This window comes from Mesorhizobium sp. M1C.F.Ca.ET.210.01.1.1 (assembly GCF_004791585.1).
Taxonomy (GTDB): domain Bacteria; phylum Pseudomonadota; class Alphaproteobacteria; order Rhizobiales; family Rhizobiaceae; genus Mesorhizobium.
The window spans coordinates 55,649-72,065 of sequence record NZ_SRUU01000019.1 but is presented as its reverse complement, the minus strand read 5'-3'; the positions used below and the strand labels follow the sequence as shown (position 1 = coordinate 72,065).

Here is a 16,417-nt window from a genome sequence, read left to right as displayed (position 1 = left end):
AAACGTCACATCGGCCGGCGGGCCGGCCGGATCTGCACCGGCTCCACCACCTTGCGGTAGAGATGCCAGGTCGCGTGGCCTAGGATCGGCATGACGACCGCAAGGCCTGCAAACAGCGGGATCGAGCCGATCACCAGAAGCACCGCGACGGTGAGGCCCCAGAGCGCCATCTGCAGCGGATTGGCCATCACCGCGCGCGCCGAGGTCTCGATCGCCGAGACGGCGCCGACATCGCGGTCGAGCAACAGCGGGAAGGCAATCACGGTGGTGGCGAGCACGACGACCGCGAAGACGAAGCCCGCTGCATTGCCGAGCAGGATCAGCGTCCAGCCCTTGCTGGTCGTCAGCACGTCGCGCAGGAAGGTGCCGACGGAAGCCGGCGGCGCGGCGCCAAACAGGCTGGTGTAGATCGACTGCGCGGTGAACAGCCAGAGCAGGAAGAGGGCGAACAGCAAAATGCCGATTACCGCGATCGAGGGCAGCGCCGGCGAACGGCGCACGTCGAGCGCATGGCGCCAGCTGGTGTCCATGCCGAGCTCGCGCCGGCGGCTGATCTCATAGAGACCGATGGCCGCGAACGGACCGATCAGCGCAAAGCCGGACATCAGCGGATAGACGAGCTGGATGGCGTTGGTGCCCGACGTCCACCGCGTCAGGATCAGGCCGACGACCGGATAGATCAGGCACAGGAACACATAATGCGAAGGCTTGGCCCAGAAATCCTCGGCGCCGAGCCGCAATGCATCCCAGAGATCCGACGTGCTGATGTGGCGCACCGTGGGTTGCACATGCATCCCTTGCGCGTCCGCCATGACATGAAAACCGGCCATTACCGTCCTCCGTTTTGTCGCGGGGGGCGGTCACCGCCTGGATGGCCGCCCGTGGCTGCCACTTAGTAGCTGCGGCAATATAGCGCATTTGCCAGGCGTTGTCCTCGCAAGGATTGTATTCGGCCGTCATCAAGCGAATTTCATTGCCTTGCCCGGCAAAAGCCACGATCGCCGGTATCAGAGGCCGGATGACCATCTCGACCTGCCAAGCCCACCCCTCTCTTTCCCGTCGCACGCTGCTCAAGGCCGCAGGCCTTGCCGCAATCGGCGGCGTCGCGGCCTGCAACAGCGTTTCCTTGCCGACCGGCGAAGGCGCCGGCGTTTCGTCCTCCGCGACCACCACATTGAGCACAATCCGCACATCGGCCGGGCTGCCGGCGCTGGTTCCGGATGCGCAGCTCGAACAGGCGGCGCTGCAGCAGGCCGGCTACATGGCGTCGCGCGCCCGCATGAGCCACACGACCCGCTGGGGCAAGGATTTCGCTTCGCGCATGAAGGGAAACGGGGTGCAAGGCGCCGCCGGAGAGAACATCGCCGAGGGCCGCTTCGATCAGCAAAAGCTGTTCGACATCTGGATGCATTCCGACGGCCACCGCCGCAACATGCTCGACCCGGATTTCAGCCGCTTCGGGCTCGCCTACGTGCGCGACGGCCGCGACCCCAGCCTGCGCTATTGGGCGCTGGTGCTGGGGAAATAGGCCTCGCCTACCCCCATTTGATCTTTTCCTGGTGAAGAAGGCGCGCTTCTTCGACAGACGGCGTCGATCATCGGCTCGGGATCGCCGCGGGTGTCACGAGGGGATGCCTCCGCCACGCTGGGCGCCGGCGAAGCCGTCAGGGTTCTCGGCGCAAGAACGCGTCATCCACCACGCTCGCCGCCAAGCAGTTTCGCGATACCCAGGGCTGATACCGGTTTGCTGAAATGATAGCCCTGCATTTCATCACAGTTGTTCTTGCGCAGGAAGGCGACCTGATCGTCTGTCTCGACGCCCTCGGCAATGACCCTCAGATGCAGATTTTGACCCAATGAAATCACGGCGCTGGCGACAGCCTGATCGCTCTCGTCGGCGGCGAGATCCCTGATGAACGACTTGTCGATCTTCAGCCGCGCGACAGGAAAGGTCTTGAGCGCGCTGAGGCTGGAATAGCCTGTTCCGAAATCGTCGATCGATATCTGAACGCCCAGGCCCTGCAACGCATTCATCGTCGCTACCGCCAATTCGACGTCCTGCATGATAAGGCTCTCGGTTACCTCGAGCTCGAGATGTCTGGCCTCCAGGCCGCTGTCCTTCAGTGCGTTCACGACCCGGCCAATCAGGTTCGGCTCCCTGAATTGCCGCGCCGAGACGTTTACGCAGACGGTCAGGGGTGGCAGACCGGCATCCTGCCAGGCCTTGTTCTGCCGACAGGCTTCGTGCAGGACCCAGTCGCCGATCGGCACGATCAGGCCGGTCTCCTCGGCGGTCGGAATGAATGCGTTCGGCGCCACCATGCCTCGTGTCGGATGCTTCCAGCGCAGCAAGGCTTCGACTGCAAAGACGTCCCCCGAGCGAAGATCGACCTGCGGCTGATAGAGCAGAATGAACTCCGAGCGAGCCAGCGCATTTCGCAACTCTTCCTGAAGCACGAATTTCTCATGCGCCCTGGTGTTGAACTCGGGAGCGTAGAACTGGAAATTGTCGCGGCCGAATTCCTTCGCGCGGTACATGGCGGCATCGGCATTGGCCAGCAGTTGATCCGGACCCGTCCCATCCTTGGGATAGTTGGCAATGCCGATGCTGGCCGTCGCCCTCAGCCGATGCCTTCCCAGATGAACCGGCTCCGCGATCGCCGACCGAATCTTTTGCAGGGTCTCGGAGATCAGATCGACGTCGGTCGGCTGATCGAACAGAACGATGACGAACTCGTCGCCGCCAAGCCGCACGACGGTGTCGGTTGACCGGACGCATTCGACCATACGGTTGGCGACGGTCTTCAGCAGCACGTCACCGGCGTTGTGGCCGAGCGTGTCATTGACGAGTTTGAAATTGTCGAGGTCGATGAACACCACCGTCACCCAGCGCTCATAACGCTGCGCATAAAGCAGAGCCTGCGAGAGCCGGTCCTCGAGCAGAGCGCGGTTTGGAAGCCCTGTCAGCACGTCATGGTTGGCCATGAAATGGATCTGGTCTTCAGCCAGTTTGCGCTCGATGGCGATCCCTGCAATGCGTGTCGTGAAGTCGATCAGCCGTGTTTCGGCCTCGGTCGGTTCACGCACCGTCATCGAATACATCGCAAAGACACCCAGAACGGCGCCTTGATGCGACAGGATCGGCGTCGACCAGCAGGAACGATAGCCGAAGGGCGCCACCACGTGACGGTAATCTTCCCAAAGCGGATCCTGCATGATGTCCGAGACGATGACCGGCTCGCGCCGATAGACGGCAGTGCCACACGATCCAACCTTGGGGCCGATGGCGATCCCGTCGACGGCGGTGGTGTAGTCTTTCGCCAGGCTCGGCGCGCCGCCGTGCCGCAAATGGCTACCGTCCTTGTCCAGCAGCAGGACGGAACCGAATATTCCCGTCAATTGCGACTCGACGAGGCGCATCAGGCGATCGAGCACGTCTTCGAGCAGGGCGCTCATCGCGATCATTTCGAGAATATGCGCCTGTCCATCCCGAAGGATATCCGCCTGCTTGCGCGCGGTGACATCGTGAGCGATGCCAACCAGACCGATGATCTCATCCCGCGCATTGCGCAGCGGCACCTTTGTCGACGAAACCCACTTGCCGGCGCCCGACGCATCGACAATAAATTCCTCCTTGTCGATCATCGGTTGCCCGCTGCGGAGCACGATCTCCTCGATCGCGCGAAATTTCCGCGCAAGTTCCGGGGCATGGAGATCAAAATCGGTCAAGCCGATCATGTCGCTGGTCTTCTCCCGCCCGCTGTCGACCGCAAGCGCCCTGTTCGCCACGACGAACCGGCTTTCTGTGTCCTTGACCCAGAGATAATCGGGCACCCAGTCGATCAGCGTTTGCAGCGAGATGCGCTCGTCGACGATCTGTTGATTGGCAGCGAGCGCCGTAATGTCCTCATGCGTGGCCACCCAGCTGCCGTCAGGCATGGGCTGATGGCAGACCTGAATTGCCCGGCCGTCGGCGAGGTTGGCGGTCCAGACTCTTGGAGCCATGCCCGAATTGATGGAACGGGCCAATGCGAGATAAGCGTCGGCATCGGTCGCGGATGTCCCGACGGCGACGCGACGTTCGACGATTTCCCGGAGCGTCAGCCCCGGCTGCAATTGCTCAGGCGCAATGCGGTAGATTTCCGCATAGCGGCGGTTGCACAGGATCAGCCGTTCACTGGCGTCGAAAAAGCAGATGCCCTGCGAAACGTTTTCGATCGCCGTCTCAAATCGCAGCGCCTGCCCTTCGAGCGTTGCAATCCTGGCTCGAAGATCGCGCTCGAGCGTTTCGTAGGAAGCGATCGTCAGCTTCGCCAGCGCGGCAAGATTGGCCGACCCCGGTGTTTCAGCGGCTTTCCTGGATGATTTCGTGCCCAAACAGAGTTCCTCCAGTTTGGTGCCGGCGCAAAGCAACGCGGCTCGCTTTCAACCCAAAAGCGACCGCATCGTGATCGAGATATACTAATGGTAGGTGAACCAGCTCCGAGTCGAGGGCAGGCAGATGTGGATATCTGAAAGTTCCGGGCTGTTCCCGAGCCTACGATCTTGAGCCCGGCTGCAGGCGCGGCCGCTGCGTCGCGCCGGTCCGCGAAACGTCAATCCATATGCGCCGCCGGCGCGCCACCCGCGGGTGCGGCCTTTGGCTTGCGCAGCAGGACCACGAACGGAACGGCGATCAGCGTCATCACCATCAGGATTTTGAAGTCGTTGATGTAGGAGATCATCATCGACTGGACATTCACCAGCCTGTCGACCTGTGAAAGCGCGGCGGGATCGCCGCCCGCCGCGGCCGGCGAGGCCGCCCACAGATTGGGATTGTACGGGTTGATGAAGGCGGAAAGCTCGGTGTGGTTCACCTGCGTGTTGCGCACCATCAGCGCCGCGACCACCGAGACGCCGATCGAGGAACCCAGATTACGCACCAGGCTGAACAGCGAGGTGGCGTCGGTGCGGTAGCGCGCGTCGAGCGTGGCGAAGGCCACCGCCGACAGAGGCACGAACACCATGCCCATGCCGAGGCCCTGGATGACGCCCGAGGAGATGATCAGCCAGTTGTCCATCTGCGGCGTGAAGCTTGCCATCGTGTAGAGCGACTGCGCGGTGAGCAGGAAGCCGATGGCGACGAGGATCCTGGCATCGACCCTGTGCATGATGCGGCCGACGAACAGCATCGAGATCATCGTACCGATGCCGCGCGGCCCCAGCACGACACCGATGGTCACGGTCGGGTAGCCGAAGATGTTGGCGAGCATCGGCGGCAACAACGACATCGAGGCCAGGATGAGCACGCCCATGACGAAGATGAAGCCCAGCCCGGTCACGAAATTGCGGTCGAGGAAGATCTTCGGATCGATGAATGGGTGTTCGGACGTCACCGTGTGGATGATGAACACCCAGAAGCCGGTGATCGACAGGCCGAGCTCGACCCAGATCTCGGTCGAGGAAAACCAGTCGACCTCGCCGCCGCGGTCGAGCAGAAGCTGCAGCGCGCCGACGCCGAGCGAGAGCATGGCGAAGCCGAAGAAATCGAAGCTGCGCACGCGCTTGGCGACGACAGGCAGATAGGCGGCCATGCCGAGGAAGGCGAGGATGCCGACCGGCAGGTTGATGAAGAACACCCAGCGCCAATTGAAGTTCTCGGTCAGCCAGCCGCCGAGCGTCGGGCCCAGGATCGGCCCCAGCATGATGCCGGCGCCCCAGATGGCCATCGCCTGGCCATGGCGCTCCTTCGGGTTGATATCGAGCAGGAAGGTCTGCGACAGCGGCACGATGGCCGCGCCGAACACGCCCTGCAGCAGGCGGAAGAGCACCATGGTCTCGAGGCTCCAGGCGAGGCCGCAAAGCATTGAGAAGATGGTGAAGCCGACAACGGAGGCGAGGAACAGCTCCTTGCGGCCGAGGCGATCGGCAAGCCAGCCGGTGACCGGCGTCATGATCGCGGCGGCCACGATGTAGGAGGTCAGCACCCAGTTGATGTTGTCGGGCGAGGCGCCGAGGTCGCCGGTCATGGTCGGCAGCGCCACGTTGGCGATCGTGGTGTCGAGCGCCTGCATGATCGTCGCCAACATCAGCGCGACTGTGATCAAGCCGCGATGTGGCACTTCCTTGAAGGGTTCGGGCGTGCTCATGATGCTGAACTTCCAGCAGGTAACGAAACCGTGTACACAGGGTTTCCGGGCGGCAAAGCCTTCCGTTGAGAGACCCTCATCGCGGTGGGACGCGATTATCGATGTGGGGGTTACATCGACCGAGAGTCTCTGTTCGAGCGGGATGTGTGCCGCCCGGAAACCTGAGGACCGACGGGTCCGTGTCGAACGCCCCTGCCTTGATCGAACCGCGAGGCGGCCCGTCTCAAGCGCCTGGCTTTCCCACGCCTGCCGTCAGACCAATCCCCTGCTCCAACTCCTTGTCCTACTGCGCTTGCTCGCCGGCCGTGGCGTGGCCGAAGAACGACGGCAGGCCGCGCGCCACGCCGGTGTCGACGGTGACCGTCGCGCTCATGCCGGTGCGCAGCGCCATCTTGGCATCCGGGTCCGTCAGTTCCAGGCGCACTGGGATGCGCTGGGTGACCTTGACCCAGTTGCCGGTGGCGTTCTGGGCGGGCAGCAGCGAGAACTCGGCACCCGTGCCTGCGCCGATCGCCTTGACAGTCGCCTCGAAGGTCTTGCCCGGATAGGTGTCGACCACGATCTCGGCCTTCTGGCCCGGCTTCATGTTGGTGAGCTGGGTCTCCTTGAAATTGGCGTCGATCCAGGTGTCGCCGGTCTCGACCAGCGCGAACAAAGGCGTGCCGACAGCGACATACTGGCCGACCTTGAAGGACGAGGCCTGGTAGACAACGCCGTCCGCCGGCGCCTTCACCGTGGTCTGGGCAAGGTCATAGGCGGCCTTGTCGCGCGCGGCGAGCGCCGACATCACCGTCGGATGCTTGTCGGTCTCGATGTCGGGGTTGCCGCCGAGCGCCGCCTTGGCGCTGACGATGCCCTGCTGCGCCACAGCGAGCTGCTGCTTTGCCTTGTCGAGGTCGTTGCGGGCCTCATCCAGCGACGACTTGGCGTTGATGCCCTTCTGGGCGAGATCGGCCGCGCGGTCATATTGCGACTGCGCGTACTCGACCTCGCTGCCGGCCGACTTCTCCTGCGCCATCGCCTGGCTGTAGGCGGCGCGCAGCTGCTCGACATTGAGACGCGCCGCAGCGACCGCGGCGTCGGCCTCGGCCAGCGCGATGCGATAGGGCTCGGGGTCGATGACGAAAAGAAGGTCGCCGGCCTTGACCGTCTGGTTGTCGGCGATGCCGACCTGGACGATGCGGCCGGCCGCATCTGAAGCGATCGAGATCCTGGCCTGCTGCAGGTTGGCGTTCTCGGTCTCCTGATAGCGCCCGCCCGTCACCCAGACATAGGCGCCGCCGGCGAGCAGCGCCAGCGGCAGGGCGACCATCAGAAGGAAGCGGCCGGAGCGGCGCTTCCTCTTCGGCGCTGCCGGGGCAGGCTGCGGATCGAGCGCCACGGACAACGGGGCAGCCTCCGGCTTCGCCGGCGCTTCCATTTCGAGCTTGGTGACGTTGTCGTCTATCTTCTTGACCTGCGCGTTCATGCCGCTGCGCCTTCCGTATTCTTGGTCTTTTCAACGGACGACGCTTCGTCGTCCGTCAGATTCTGCACGATCGCATCGAGCACCCGGATCAGGACCCGCCGGTCTTCCGGCGAGACGCCGGTGAGCGATTCCTCATAGACCTCGCCGGCGAGGCTCTTGACGTCGGCATAGGCAGCGCTTGCCTTGGCGGTGGGAAATATCAGGCGCACACGCCGGTCGGTCGCGTCGGTCCGGCGCTCGATCCAGCCGCCCTCTTCCATCCTGTCGACCAGGCGCGAGACGCTGATCGGCTCGATTTCCAGCATGTCGGCGAGCCGCGCCTGGGTGATGCCAGCTTCCTTGGCGACGCGCACCATCAGGCGCCATTGCGCCGAGGACAGGCCTAGCCCGCCAGCGCGCGCCTCGAAACGCTTGCGCATCAGGCGCTGCACGTCGTGGATCAAAAATCCCAATCTGTCGATGCCGTCCGAAACCATGAGCGGCATATATAATAAGCGTGCTTACTATTCAAGCGGGATGCTTTGTTCCAGATGGCGGCAAATAGCATGGCAGCCATGCGATGCGATCATGGTCAACGGTTGGTGAAAACGGCCCAGGCGCAAGCAGCGGCTGCCAGGAAGGGCCCGGCGCAGTCAGACAGGCGCAGTCAAAGCGTGCCGAAATCCGGGTCCGGCCCGGCTATGGCACCGCCATCAACCTGTTGCGCATCGAGCGGCTGACGCCGGAGGAATTTTCGGCCGACATCGTCAAGCGGCTGTCGCCGCAGGGCTGGCTCGACGGCTTCGACACCGGGCTGCACACGCTGTCGGACGGCGGCGGCGTCACGCTGATCGATGTCCGGCGCGTCGAGCGCAAGCCGATGCGGCACCTGATCAAGCTGCAATACTGGCTGCGGCGACGGCTTGAGGCAATGCCTTCATAGCAAGGCGTCAACCGACTGAAAATTCACTGTGTTTTTTGCCTCATGCTGGTGCCATTCGGCGTCTTCGTGATACACATAGAGGTGGATCGGGGGATCAACGCAATGCCGACGCTCTATGCGCTCAAGCCGGCTTTCCAGGATAGGCTGCGGCCGCTGGTCGAGAGGCTGGCGACAATTGGCATCACGGCCAACGGCATAACGATACTTGCCGCCTTGCTGTCCATTGCCGCCGGAACGGCGATCGCGCTTCTGCCGGGCTGGCGCATCGTTCTTCTTCTCATTCCCGTCGTGCTTTTCGTTCGCATGGCGCTCAACGCCATTGACGGCATGCTGGCGCGGGAGCACGGCCAGGCTTCGACGCTCGGCATGTATCTCAATGAGATCTGCGACGTCGTCTCCGACCTGGCGCTGATCCTGCCATTTGCCGCCTTTGCGCAGTTCGGCAGCTGGGGTGTCGTCGCTTTCGCGGTCGCTGCTGTGCTCACCGAGTTCGCCGGTGTGCTCGGCGTCGCCGCCGGCATTGGACGCAACTATGCCGGGCCTTTCGGCAAGAGCGACAGGGCGCTGGCGCTCGGCGCGGTCGCGGTGCTGTGCGCCGCCGGGCTTTGGCCGGTATCGATCGCGCCGTTTGTGTTTCCAATCATGGCAACGCTTTCGCTGCTGACCGCCATAAACCGGATACGCGCCGGTCTTATTGGCAGCGCCGGCTAAGCAGTGAGGCTAGCCATGCCGCCCGGGGGAAACACCATGCTTCACGAACCGATCGCCACCGCGCCGATGCAAAGCGTCGCGCGGCAAGCGGAGGAACGCACGTTCCGCAGCCATGACGGCACGCAGATATTCTACCGCTTCTGGCCGGCGGTATCGGCAAAGGCCAAAGGCGCGGTCGTGCTCTTCCATCGCGGGCACGAGCATGGCGGCCGCATGGCGCATCTCGTCGACGAACTCGGCATGCCCGACCATGCCTTCTATGCCTGGGACGCGCGCGGCAACGGCCGCTCCGAAGGCGAGCGCGGCTATGCTCCTTCCTTCGCGGCACTTGTGCGCGACATCGATTGCTTCATGCGCGAGATCGCCGCGAGGGACGGTTTTGCAACGCAGGACATCGCGCTGATCGCGCAGTCGTTCGGCGCCGTGCTCGCCGCGGCGTGGGTGCACGACTATGCGCCGAAGTTGCGCGCCATGGTACTCGCCTCGCCCGCCTTCTCGGTCAAGCTCTATGTCCCCTTCGCCAAGGAAGGCATCGCGCTGTGGCAGAAGATCAAGGGGCGCTTCTTCGTCAATTCCTACGTCAAGGCGAACCTGCTTACCCATGACCAGCTGCGCATCGCCTCCTTCGAAAGCGATCCGCTGATCACGAGGCCGATCGCCTCGAACATCCTTGTCGAGCTCTACCAGCATGCGGCGCGCATCGTTTCGGATGCACGCGCCATCACCGTGCCGACGCAGCTTCTTCTGTCGGGCAGCGACTGGGTGGTGCGGCATGGCCCCCAGCACGAGTTCTTCGTCAATCTCGGCAGCCGCGCGAAAGAACGTCACGTGCTGCAGGGCTTCTTCCACGACACGCTGGGCGAGCGCGACCGCGCCAAGGCGTTCGACCTGATCCGGCCGTTCCTCGATGGGCAGTTCGCTTCGACTGCCGAGGCTGTCGACCTGAAGCAGGCGGATATCGCCGGCTACACGCGCGACGAGGCCGACAGGCTCGCCTCGCCGCTCGATCTCCTGTCGCCGAAGGGCCTCTATTGGGCGATGAGCCGCGCCTTCATCCGCCTCGGCAGCTGGTTCTCGCGCGGCATGAAGGTCGGAGTTGCCACTGGCTTCGATTCCGGTTCGACGCTGGACTATGTCTACGAGAACGAGGCGCGCGGCCTCGGACCTATCGGCCGCATGGTCGACCGGACCTTCCTCGACGCCATCGGCTGGCGCGGCATCCGCCAGCGCAAGCTCAACCTCGAAGAGCTGATCGGCTCGGCGCTGGCGATGCTCAGGGCCGCCGGACGGCCCGGTCACATCCTCGATATCGCCGCCGGCCACGGCCGCTATGTGCTCGACGCCATCGGCAGAAGCCCCGAGCAGCCGGCAAGCGTGCGCCTGCGGGACTATTCAGACCTCAATGTCGAGCTCGGCCGCAAGCTGATCGCCGAGCGGCAATTGCCCGCCAGCGTCTCGTTCCAGCGCGCCGACGCCTTCGACGGCGATGGGCTGGCCAGGCTCGATCCGGTGCCGGACCTCGCCATCGTCTCCGGCCTCTACGAGCTCTTCCGTGACAACGCCCTGATCGCCCGCTCGCTCGGCGGCCTAGCCCGCGCGATGCAGCCGGGCAGCCTGCTCCTCTACACCAACCAGCCCTGGCACCCGCAGCTCGAGATGATCGCGCGCAGCCTGACCTCGCATCGCGGCGGCCAGGCCTGGGTGATGCGGAGGCGCACGCAAGGCGAGATGGACCAGTTGGTCGAGGCGGCCGGCTTCGAGAAGCTCGACCAGCGCATCGACCAGTGGGGCATCTTCACCGTCTCGCTCGCAAGGCGGCGTTAGGAACCGTCCACGCATGCCCACCAGTGCCGAGCCCCCGCCACTTTCAGCCAGCCCAGCAGCCGAACCCTACGGCAGGATCGTGGTCCGGGCAGCGCTTTGGCTCGCGTTGCTCGCGCCATTCTTCTATTCGACCTACGGCTTTGCTAACTGGCTGGCGTCGACACGCGAGCATGTCGGCAGCATCGTGTTCGCCTGGGAGCGGCACATCTCGTTCCTCGCCTGGACGATCGTGCCCTACTGGTCGATCAACCTGTTCTACGGCCTGTCGCTGCTGCTCAACGACAGCCGGCAGGGCGTCGACCGGCTGGCCGGCCGATACCTCACGGCACAGGTCGTCGCCGTCTCGTGCTTCATCCTGTTTCCTCTGACCGCGACTTTCGTGCGGCCGACGACAAGCGGCCTACCAGGTTTGCTGTTTGCCGTGCTCGGAGGCTTCGACAAGCCGTTCAACCAGGCGCCGTCGCTGCATATCGCGCTTTTGGTGATCATCTGGGATCATTGGCGCCAGCGGCTCCCTGGCCCTCTCCTGACGCTCTGGCACGGCTGGTGCTTCCTGATCGGCGCCTCGGTGCTGACGACATGGCAGCACCATTTCATCGACATCCCGACCGGCGCGCTGCTTGGGGTCTTCGCGCTGTGGCTGTTTCCGGCCAGGGGCGAATTGCCCTTCGCCGGCTTCCGCCTGACCGCCGATGCCAAGGCACGGAGACTGGCGCTTTGCTACGCGCTGGGCGCTGCTCTGGCGCTCGCCTGTGCTGCCATCGGCGTCTTCTTTTCTGCTATCGCGCTTGTTCTTGTGTGGCCGTCGCTGGCTCTGGCGACTGTCGCCTTCGCCTACGCCGGAGCCGGCGCGAAAGTGTTCCAGAAGACGGCTGACGGTTATGTGTCGCTGGCAAGCCGCATCCTGCTCTGGCCTTACAGGCTGGGTGCCAGGATCAATGTCTGGGCATGGACGCGCAAGCTGCCGCCGGTGGTGGCGGTCGCCGACGGCGTCTTCCTCGGACGTTTTCCCGACGCTGCCGAAGTTGATCGCTTCGGCACGGTCATCGACCTCGCCGCCGAGCTGGAGCGGCCGCGTTACGCGCCGGGCCGCTGGGAAAGCTTCGGAATGCTCGATCTCCTATCGCCACCGGCGGACGCGCTCGACCGGGCGGCGACGGCAATAGAACCGGCGCGACGGCAAGGCACGGTGCTGGTATGCTGCGCGCTCGGCTTTCAGCGCAGCGCCACCGTCGTCGCCGAATGGCTGGTCGCCAGCGGCCGCTCGCACACGCCGGCGCAGGCGCAAAAGCAGCTCGCAGCATCTGGCCGGCCGGTGCATTTCCAGGACGAGCCGGCATGACGGACGACGCGTATCGGCAGCGGACGGCAGCTTTCGCCGCCATGCTCCTCAAGCAGGCGGCATGGCCGGCCGCGGTCGTGATCGCCGGCGACAGCGTCGCGCCGCTGGTCGCCTCGGCGCGCGGCGCCCTGCAGGCGCCTCTCGCCGTGCTGGCGCTTCTGGTCGCGGCGGGAAGCGCCGTCGCCGTGCTTGGCCTTTCCGCGCTGCTCCTCTTCGATGCGCTGCTGTTCCGGCTGATGGCGACGCACGATAATGAGGTTTCCGGTGGTGCCGCGGTCGACGATCTGCTGGCGCGCATGCGGCTCAAGCCCGCCCCTTCCTCTTCGCGCACACTCGACGACCGTATCGCCGGAACGCGCCGCCTGCTTGCCCGCCAGCGCGTCGCCTTCGCGATCTTTGTCATCTCGTTCCTGACCGCCGGATTCTGGATGCCGCGATGAGCAAGCTGTCGCTGCGGACCTTCACCCTGCTGCAGACGGCGACCTCCGTCGGCCTGTCGGCGCTGGCCTGGGCGGTGACCGGCGTGCGCCCAATCTGGAGCGGCAGCCAGCCGTCCGACCGGCAGCGCATCTATTTCGCCAACCACACCAGCCACGGCGATTTCATCCTTTTGTCGGCCTGCCTCAGCGAGAAGGAACGTGCCATCACGCACGCGATCGCCGCTGCCGAATATTGGGGGAAGTCGCGGCTGCGCCGCTTCATAGCCGAGGACATGCTGTCCTCCGTGCTGATCAGCCGGCAATGGACAAGTCCGGAAGAGAATCCGATCTCCGTCATGCTCTCGGTACTCGACCAGGGACATTCGCTGATCATCTTCCCGGAAGGCACGCGCAACATGAGCGATGAGCTGCTGCCCTTCCGCTCCGGGCTCTACAATTTGTCGATGGCGCGGCCGGACGTGGAACTCATCCCCTGCTGGATCGAGAACATGTCGCGCGTCCTGCCCAAGGGCCAGTTCCTGCCGGTGCCACTGCTTTGCCGTGTGGTCTTCGGCGCTCCGGTGGCGGTGGCGCCTAGCGAGGAACGCCGCGCCTTCCTCGCGCGTGCCCGCGCAGCACTTCTGGCGCTCGATCCGCGCCCTGACCGAGACGATTGATGCGCCATGAAATCAGCATATTGATCATCGGCCTTTTCGTGGTGCTGAGCACCGCCAGCGTCACCGCCGGCGTGCTTTCGGCGCGCGCGCCGAAGCCGCTGAGCGCAACGCTCGTCAACCTCACCCAGCGCATCAACGCCTGGTGGGTGATGGTGGCGCTGATGACGGTCGCCTTCTTCTTCGGCCGCTACGGCATGACCATCCTGTTCGCGCTGATCTCGTTCGCGGCGCTGCGCGAGTTCGTGACGCTCACCCATAGCCGCCGCAGCGACCACTGGGTGCTGCTCGGCATGTTCGGCATCGTCATCCCGTTCCAGTACTGGCTGGTGTGGACGGCCTGGTACGGCCTCTTCGTCATCTTCATCCCGGTCTACTGCTTCCTGCTGATGCCGGCGATCACGGCGCTGCATGGCGACACCGAGCGCTTCCTGGAGCGCATCGCCGCGCAGCAATGGGCGATCATGATCTCGGTCTACTGCGTCAGCCATGTCCCTGCCCTGCTGACACTCAACGTGCCCGGCTTCGAAGGCCGCAACCTCTTGCTCATCGCCTTCCTGATCATCGTCGTGCAGGGCAGCGACGTGCTGCAGTACATCTTCGGCAAGCTGTTCGGAAAACACCGCTTCTCGCCGACCGTCTCGCCGTCGAAAACCTGGGAAGGCCTGGTCGGCGGGCTGGTCGCCTCTAGCCTGCTCGGCGCGCTGCTCTCCTTCATCACACCGTTTTCGCCGCTGCAAGCCTCGGCTGTCGCCTTCGTCGCCTGCACGATGGGATTCCTCGGCGGGCTTGTCGCCTCGGCGATCAAGCGCGACCAGGGCGTCAAGGACTGGGGCCATCTGATCGAAGGCCATGGCGGCATGCTCGACCGCACCGACAGCCTTGTCTTCGCCGCGCCGATCTTCTTCCACATCGTGCGCTATTTCTGGACGGTCTGAGCGCGCGGATCAGAGGCGGCTGCGCATCAGCATGGTGACGACGAAGAAGGCGCCGAGCGAGCTGGTGATGATGCCGATCGGCAGTTCCTGCGGCGGCAGCAGCGTGCGGGCGAGAAGGTCGCTTGCCAGAAGAAGGATCGCCCCGAACAGCGCGCAGATCGCTATCAGGGGCCGGTGCAGCGGACCGGCCAGCGGCCGGCCGAGATGCGGGATCATCAGGCCGACGAAGCCGATGACGCCGGCCACGGCAACGAGGATCGCGGTGGCCAGGGCCGCGATGAGGAACGTCGTGCGGCGCATCCTCGCCACCGGCACGCCGAGGCTTTCGGCAGCACTTTCGCCGGCGAGGAAGGCATCGAAGCGGCGGTGGTTCCAGAGGCCATAGGCAAGGATGATGACGGCGCCCAGCGCCGCTAGGCCGATATTGTCCCAGCAGGCGAGACCGAGCCCGCCCATGGTCCAGAACAGCACCGAATGGGCGGCGCGCTGGTCGCCGGCGAAGACGAGATAGTTGGTCAGCGCGGTGAACATGAAGGAGACGGCGAGACCGGCAAGGATCAGCCGCTCAGGCCCCTGCCCCCTAACCCGCGAGACGAGCAGGAGCACGATTGCCGCCGCCAGTATGCCGCCGGTGAAGGCGGCAAGCGGAAGCGTCCAGATGCCGAAGCTGTCGCCGAAGACGGTGATGACCGAGACCGCGCCGGCGGCGGCGCCCGAGGAGAGGCCGAACAGGAACGGGTCGGCGAGATCGTTGCGGGTGACGGTTTGCAGCAGCGCGCCGACGACACCGAGGCCGGCGCCGACAGCGATCGCCAGCAGCGCGCGCGGTAGCCTGAGGTCGACGACGATGCTGCCGACCGGGCCGGGCACGGCCTCACCGCCCAACCCGGCCGCATGCGCCAGCGCGCCGACGACCTCTCGCAGGGGTATCAGCGTCGAGCCATAAGCAATCGACAGCAGCGCCAGCGCGACGAGCAGCGCCGCGCCTAGCGTCATCGCTAGCACGAAAGATCTATGCGGCGATCTCAAAACGCTTCCGGATGCATGGCCCTGGCGATCTTGCCGATCGCTTCGATGTTGGCGGGTCCGGGCGTCAGCTCGGCGTAGCGCAAGGCGACGAAGCGCTTGTTCTTGACCGCGTCGGTCTCCTTCATCGCCGGATGCGCCGAGAGGAAATCGAGCAGCTTCCTGTAGCCGCCGCCATCCTGGTAATCGAGCAGGATCAGGAACTGCGGATTGCGCGAGGCGACCGTCTCCCAGTCGGTGTTGCCCCAGCTCGTCTCCATGTCGGCCATGATGTTTTCCCCGCCCGCGGCGGCGATCATGGCGTTGGGGATGGCGAACTTGCCGGCGGTGAAAGGCTTGTCCTCGCCAGAATCATAAAGGAACACGCGCGTGCCCTTGTGGTCGCCGACCTTGGCGGTGATGCCGGCCAGCTCGGCCTTCCAGCCGGTGACCAGCTTTTCGGCCTCGGCGTCCTTGCCGAAGATCTTGCCGAGCTTCTCGACGTCGCCAAAGAGCAGGTCCATCGAGGCGGCGGGCCGGTTCTTGTCGAGGTGGACGCAGCTCTCGGTCAGCACCAGCGTCTTGATGCCGTGCGGGGCAAGCGTGTCGGGCGTGACCTCGCCGCCCGGCTTCATGCCGTAGTACCAGCCGGCGAAGAAGAAATCGGGCTGCACGGCGACTAGGTTTTCCAGCGTCGGGTATTTCGGCGCCAGCTCGGGGATCGAGCCTTGCTCGGCCTTGAATTCGGGGCCGACCTTGTACCAGCCGGTGATGCCGGTGAGCCCGACGATCGACGGCTGCAGCTTCAGCGCGAAAGCCATCTCGGCCATGTTGAGGTCCTGGATGACAGCGCGCTTCGGCGGCGCGTCGAAGGTGAGCGGCTTGCCGCAGCTGTCGACGGTCACCGGGAAGGCGAAGGCGGCCGAGGCGGCAAGCGAGAGGGCAAGCGACAAAGCGAGGCGTTTCACGGGATGGTGCTCCTTGAT

15 protein-coding genes are annotated in these 16,417 nt (G+C 64.7%); 8 read left to right on the top strand and 7 right to left on the bottom strand.

Annotated elements, in window-relative coordinates:
* Window positions 1-5: 5 nt before the first annotated feature.
* Window positions 6-830 carry a DUF2189 domain-containing protein gene (locus EN853_RS21070; protein WP_127861350.1) on the bottom strand — a complete coding sequence of 275 codons (825 nt, stop codon included), beginning with the start codon at window positions 828-830 and terminating at the stop codon, window positions 6-8.
* Window positions 831-1,018: 188 nt separating this feature from the next.
* Between EN853_RS21070 and EN853_RS21065 the strand changes: the two genes are divergently transcribed.
* On the top strand, window positions 1,019-1,528 hold the full coding sequence (locus EN853_RS21065; protein ID WP_127861351.1) for a CAP domain-containing protein: 510 nt from the start codon (window positions 1,019-1,021) through the stop codon (window positions 1,526-1,528).
* A 161-nt stretch (window positions 1,529-1,689) separates the two neighbouring features.
* On the opposite strand, the gene EN853_RS21060 is transcribed toward EN853_RS21065, so the two are convergent.
* The 4 genes from EN853_RS21060 to EN853_RS21045 all read right to left on the bottom strand — a co-directional run bounded on the left by EN853_RS21060 (window position 1,690) and on the right by EN853_RS21045 (window position 8,072).
* Window positions 1,690-4,377: an EAL domain-containing protein gene (locus tag EN853_RS21060; protein ID WP_127861352.1), complete on the bottom strand. Its 2,688-nt coding sequence runs from the start codon at window positions 4,375-4,377 to the stop codon at window positions 1,690-1,692.
* Window positions 4,378-4,595: 218 nt separating this feature from the next.
* A complete protein-coding gene (locus EN853_RS21055) occupies window positions 4,596-6,128 on the bottom strand; it encodes a DHA2 family efflux MFS transporter permease subunit (RefSeq protein WP_127861353.1) in 1,533 nt (510 codons plus the stop codon).
* A 283-nt stretch (window positions 6,129-6,411) separates the two neighbouring features.
* The gene (locus EN853_RS21050) at window positions 6,412-7,596 is read right to left on the bottom strand and encodes an HlyD family secretion protein (protein ID WP_127861354.1); all 1,185 of its coding nucleotides are present in this window, start codon (window positions 7,594-7,596) and stop codon (window positions 6,412-6,414) included.
* Complete coding sequence (locus tag EN853_RS21045) at window positions 7,593-8,072, bottom strand: MarR family transcriptional regulator (RefSeq protein ID WP_127861417.1); 480 nt, start codon at window positions 8,070-8,072, stop codon at window positions 7,593-7,595. Before EN853_RS21045 ends, EN853_RS21050 begins: the two co-directional genes overlap by 4 nt.
* An 83-nt stretch (window positions 8,073-8,155) precedes the next feature.
* On the opposite strand from EN853_RS21045, the gene EN853_RS21040 reads away from it, so the two are divergent.
* The 7 genes from EN853_RS21040 (at window position 8,156) to EN853_RS21010 (ending at window position 14,426) form a co-directional block, all read left to right on the top strand.
* A complete protein-coding gene (locus EN853_RS21040; protein WP_127861355.1) occupies window positions 8,156-8,518 on the top strand; it encodes a hypothetical protein in 363 nt (120 codons plus the stop codon).
* 102 nt (window positions 8,519-8,620) lie between these two features.
* The gene (locus EN853_RS21035; protein WP_127861356.1) at window positions 8,621-9,229 is read left to right on the top strand and encodes a CDP-alcohol phosphatidyltransferase family protein; all 609 of its coding nucleotides are present in this window, start codon (window positions 8,621-8,623) and stop codon (window positions 9,227-9,229) included.
* A gap of 66 nt (window positions 9,230-9,295) precedes the next feature.
* Window positions 9,296-11,053 carry a bifunctional alpha/beta hydrolase/class I SAM-dependent methyltransferase gene (locus EN853_RS21030; RefSeq protein ID WP_167524549.1) on the top strand — a complete coding sequence of 586 codons (1,758 nt, stop codon included), beginning with the start codon at window positions 9,296-9,298 and terminating at the stop codon, window positions 11,051-11,053.
* Between the two features lie 13 nt (window positions 11,054-11,066).
* The gene (locus EN853_RS21025) at window positions 11,067-12,395 is read left to right on the top strand and encodes a phosphatase PAP2/dual specificity phosphatase family protein (RefSeq protein ID WP_127861358.1); all 1,329 of its coding nucleotides are present in this window, start codon (window positions 11,067-11,069) and stop codon (window positions 12,393-12,395) included.
* Window positions 12,392-12,835, top strand: a complete 444-nt coding sequence (locus EN853_RS21020; protein WP_127861359.1) for a hypothetical protein — start codon at window positions 12,392-12,394, stop codon at window positions 12,833-12,835. The genes EN853_RS21025 and EN853_RS21020 overlap by 4 nt, the downstream gene beginning before the upstream one ends.
* Window positions 12,832-13,491: a lysophospholipid acyltransferase family protein gene (locus tag EN853_RS21015; protein WP_127861360.1), complete on the top strand. Its 660-nt coding sequence runs from the start codon at window positions 12,832-12,834 to the stop codon at window positions 13,489-13,491. The genes EN853_RS21020 and EN853_RS21015 overlap by 4 nt, the downstream gene beginning before the upstream one ends.
* Window positions 13,491-14,426, top strand: a complete 936-nt coding sequence (locus EN853_RS21010) for a phosphatidate cytidylyltransferase (protein ID WP_127861361.1) — start codon at window positions 13,491-13,493, stop codon at window positions 14,424-14,426. Before EN853_RS21015 ends, EN853_RS21010 begins: the two co-directional genes overlap by 1 nt.
* A gap of 9 nt (window positions 14,427-14,435) precedes the next feature.
* On the opposite strand, the gene EN853_RS21005 is transcribed toward EN853_RS21010, so the two are convergent.
* Both EN853_RS21005 and EN853_RS21000 read right to left on the bottom strand, forming a co-directional pair.
* Complete coding sequence (locus tag EN853_RS21005) at window positions 14,436-15,422, bottom strand: iron ABC transporter permease (protein ID WP_127861362.1); 987 nt, start codon at window positions 15,420-15,422, stop codon at window positions 14,436-14,438.
* A 29-nt stretch (window positions 15,423-15,451) separates the two neighbouring features.
* On the bottom strand, window positions 15,452-16,399 hold the full coding sequence (locus tag EN853_RS21000) for an ABC transporter substrate-binding protein (RefSeq protein WP_127861363.1): 948 nt from the start codon (window positions 16,397-16,399) through the stop codon (window positions 15,452-15,454).
* Window positions 16,400-16,417 lie beyond the last annotated feature (18 nt).

What these genes read in the sequence shown, in the direction of transcription:
- EN853_RS21035 (WP_127861356.1), top strand. Translation starts at nt 8,621, where the DNA reads ATGCCGACGCTCTATGCGCTCAAGCCGGCTTTCCAGGATAGGCTGCGG.
- EN853_RS21045 (WP_127861417.1), bottom strand. Translation starts at nt 8,072, where the DNA reads ATGGTTTCGGACGGCATCGACAGATTGGGATTTTTGATCCACGACGTG.
- EN853_RS21010 (WP_127861361.1), top strand. Translation starts at nt 13,491, where the DNA reads ATGCGCCATGAAATCAGCATATTGATCATCGGCCTTTTCGTGGTGCTG.
- EN853_RS21030 (WP_167524549.1), top strand. Translation starts at nt 9,296, where the DNA reads ATGCAAAGCGTCGCGCGGCAAGCGGAGGAACGCACGTTCCGCAGCCAT.
- EN853_RS21005 (WP_127861362.1), bottom strand. Translation starts at nt 15,422, where the DNA reads ATGACGCTAGGCGCGGCGCTGCTCGTCGCGCTGGCGCTGCTGTCGATT.
- EN853_RS21050 (WP_127861354.1), bottom strand. Translation starts at nt 7,596, where the DNA reads ATGAACGCGCAGGTCAAGAAGATAGACGACAACGTCACCAAGCTCGAA.
- EN853_RS21040 (WP_127861355.1), top strand. Translation starts at nt 8,156, where the DNA reads ATGCGATCATGGTCAACGGTTGGTGAAAACGGCCCAGGCGCAAGCAGC.
- EN853_RS21020 (WP_127861359.1), top strand. Translation starts at nt 12,392, where the DNA reads ATGACGGACGACGCGTATCGGCAGCGGACGGCAGCTTTCGCCGCCATG.
- EN853_RS21025 (WP_127861358.1), top strand. Translation starts at nt 11,067, where the DNA reads ATGCCCACCAGTGCCGAGCCCCCGCCACTTTCAGCCAGCCCAGCAGCC.
- EN853_RS21015 (WP_127861360.1), top strand. Translation starts at nt 12,832, where the DNA reads ATGAGCAAGCTGTCGCTGCGGACCTTCACCCTGCTGCAGACGGCGACC.
- EN853_RS21055 (WP_127861353.1), bottom strand. Translation starts at nt 6,128, where the DNA reads ATGAGCACGCCCGAACCCTTCAAGGAAGTGCCACATCGCGGCTTGATC.
- EN853_RS21070 (WP_127861350.1), bottom strand. Translation starts at nt 830, where the DNA reads ATGGCCGGTTTTCATGTCATGGCGGACGCGCAAGGGATGCATGTGCAA.
- EN853_RS21065 (WP_127861351.1), top strand. Translation starts at nt 1,019, where the DNA reads ATGACCATCTCGACCTGCCAAGCCCACCCCTCTCTTTCCCGTCGCACG.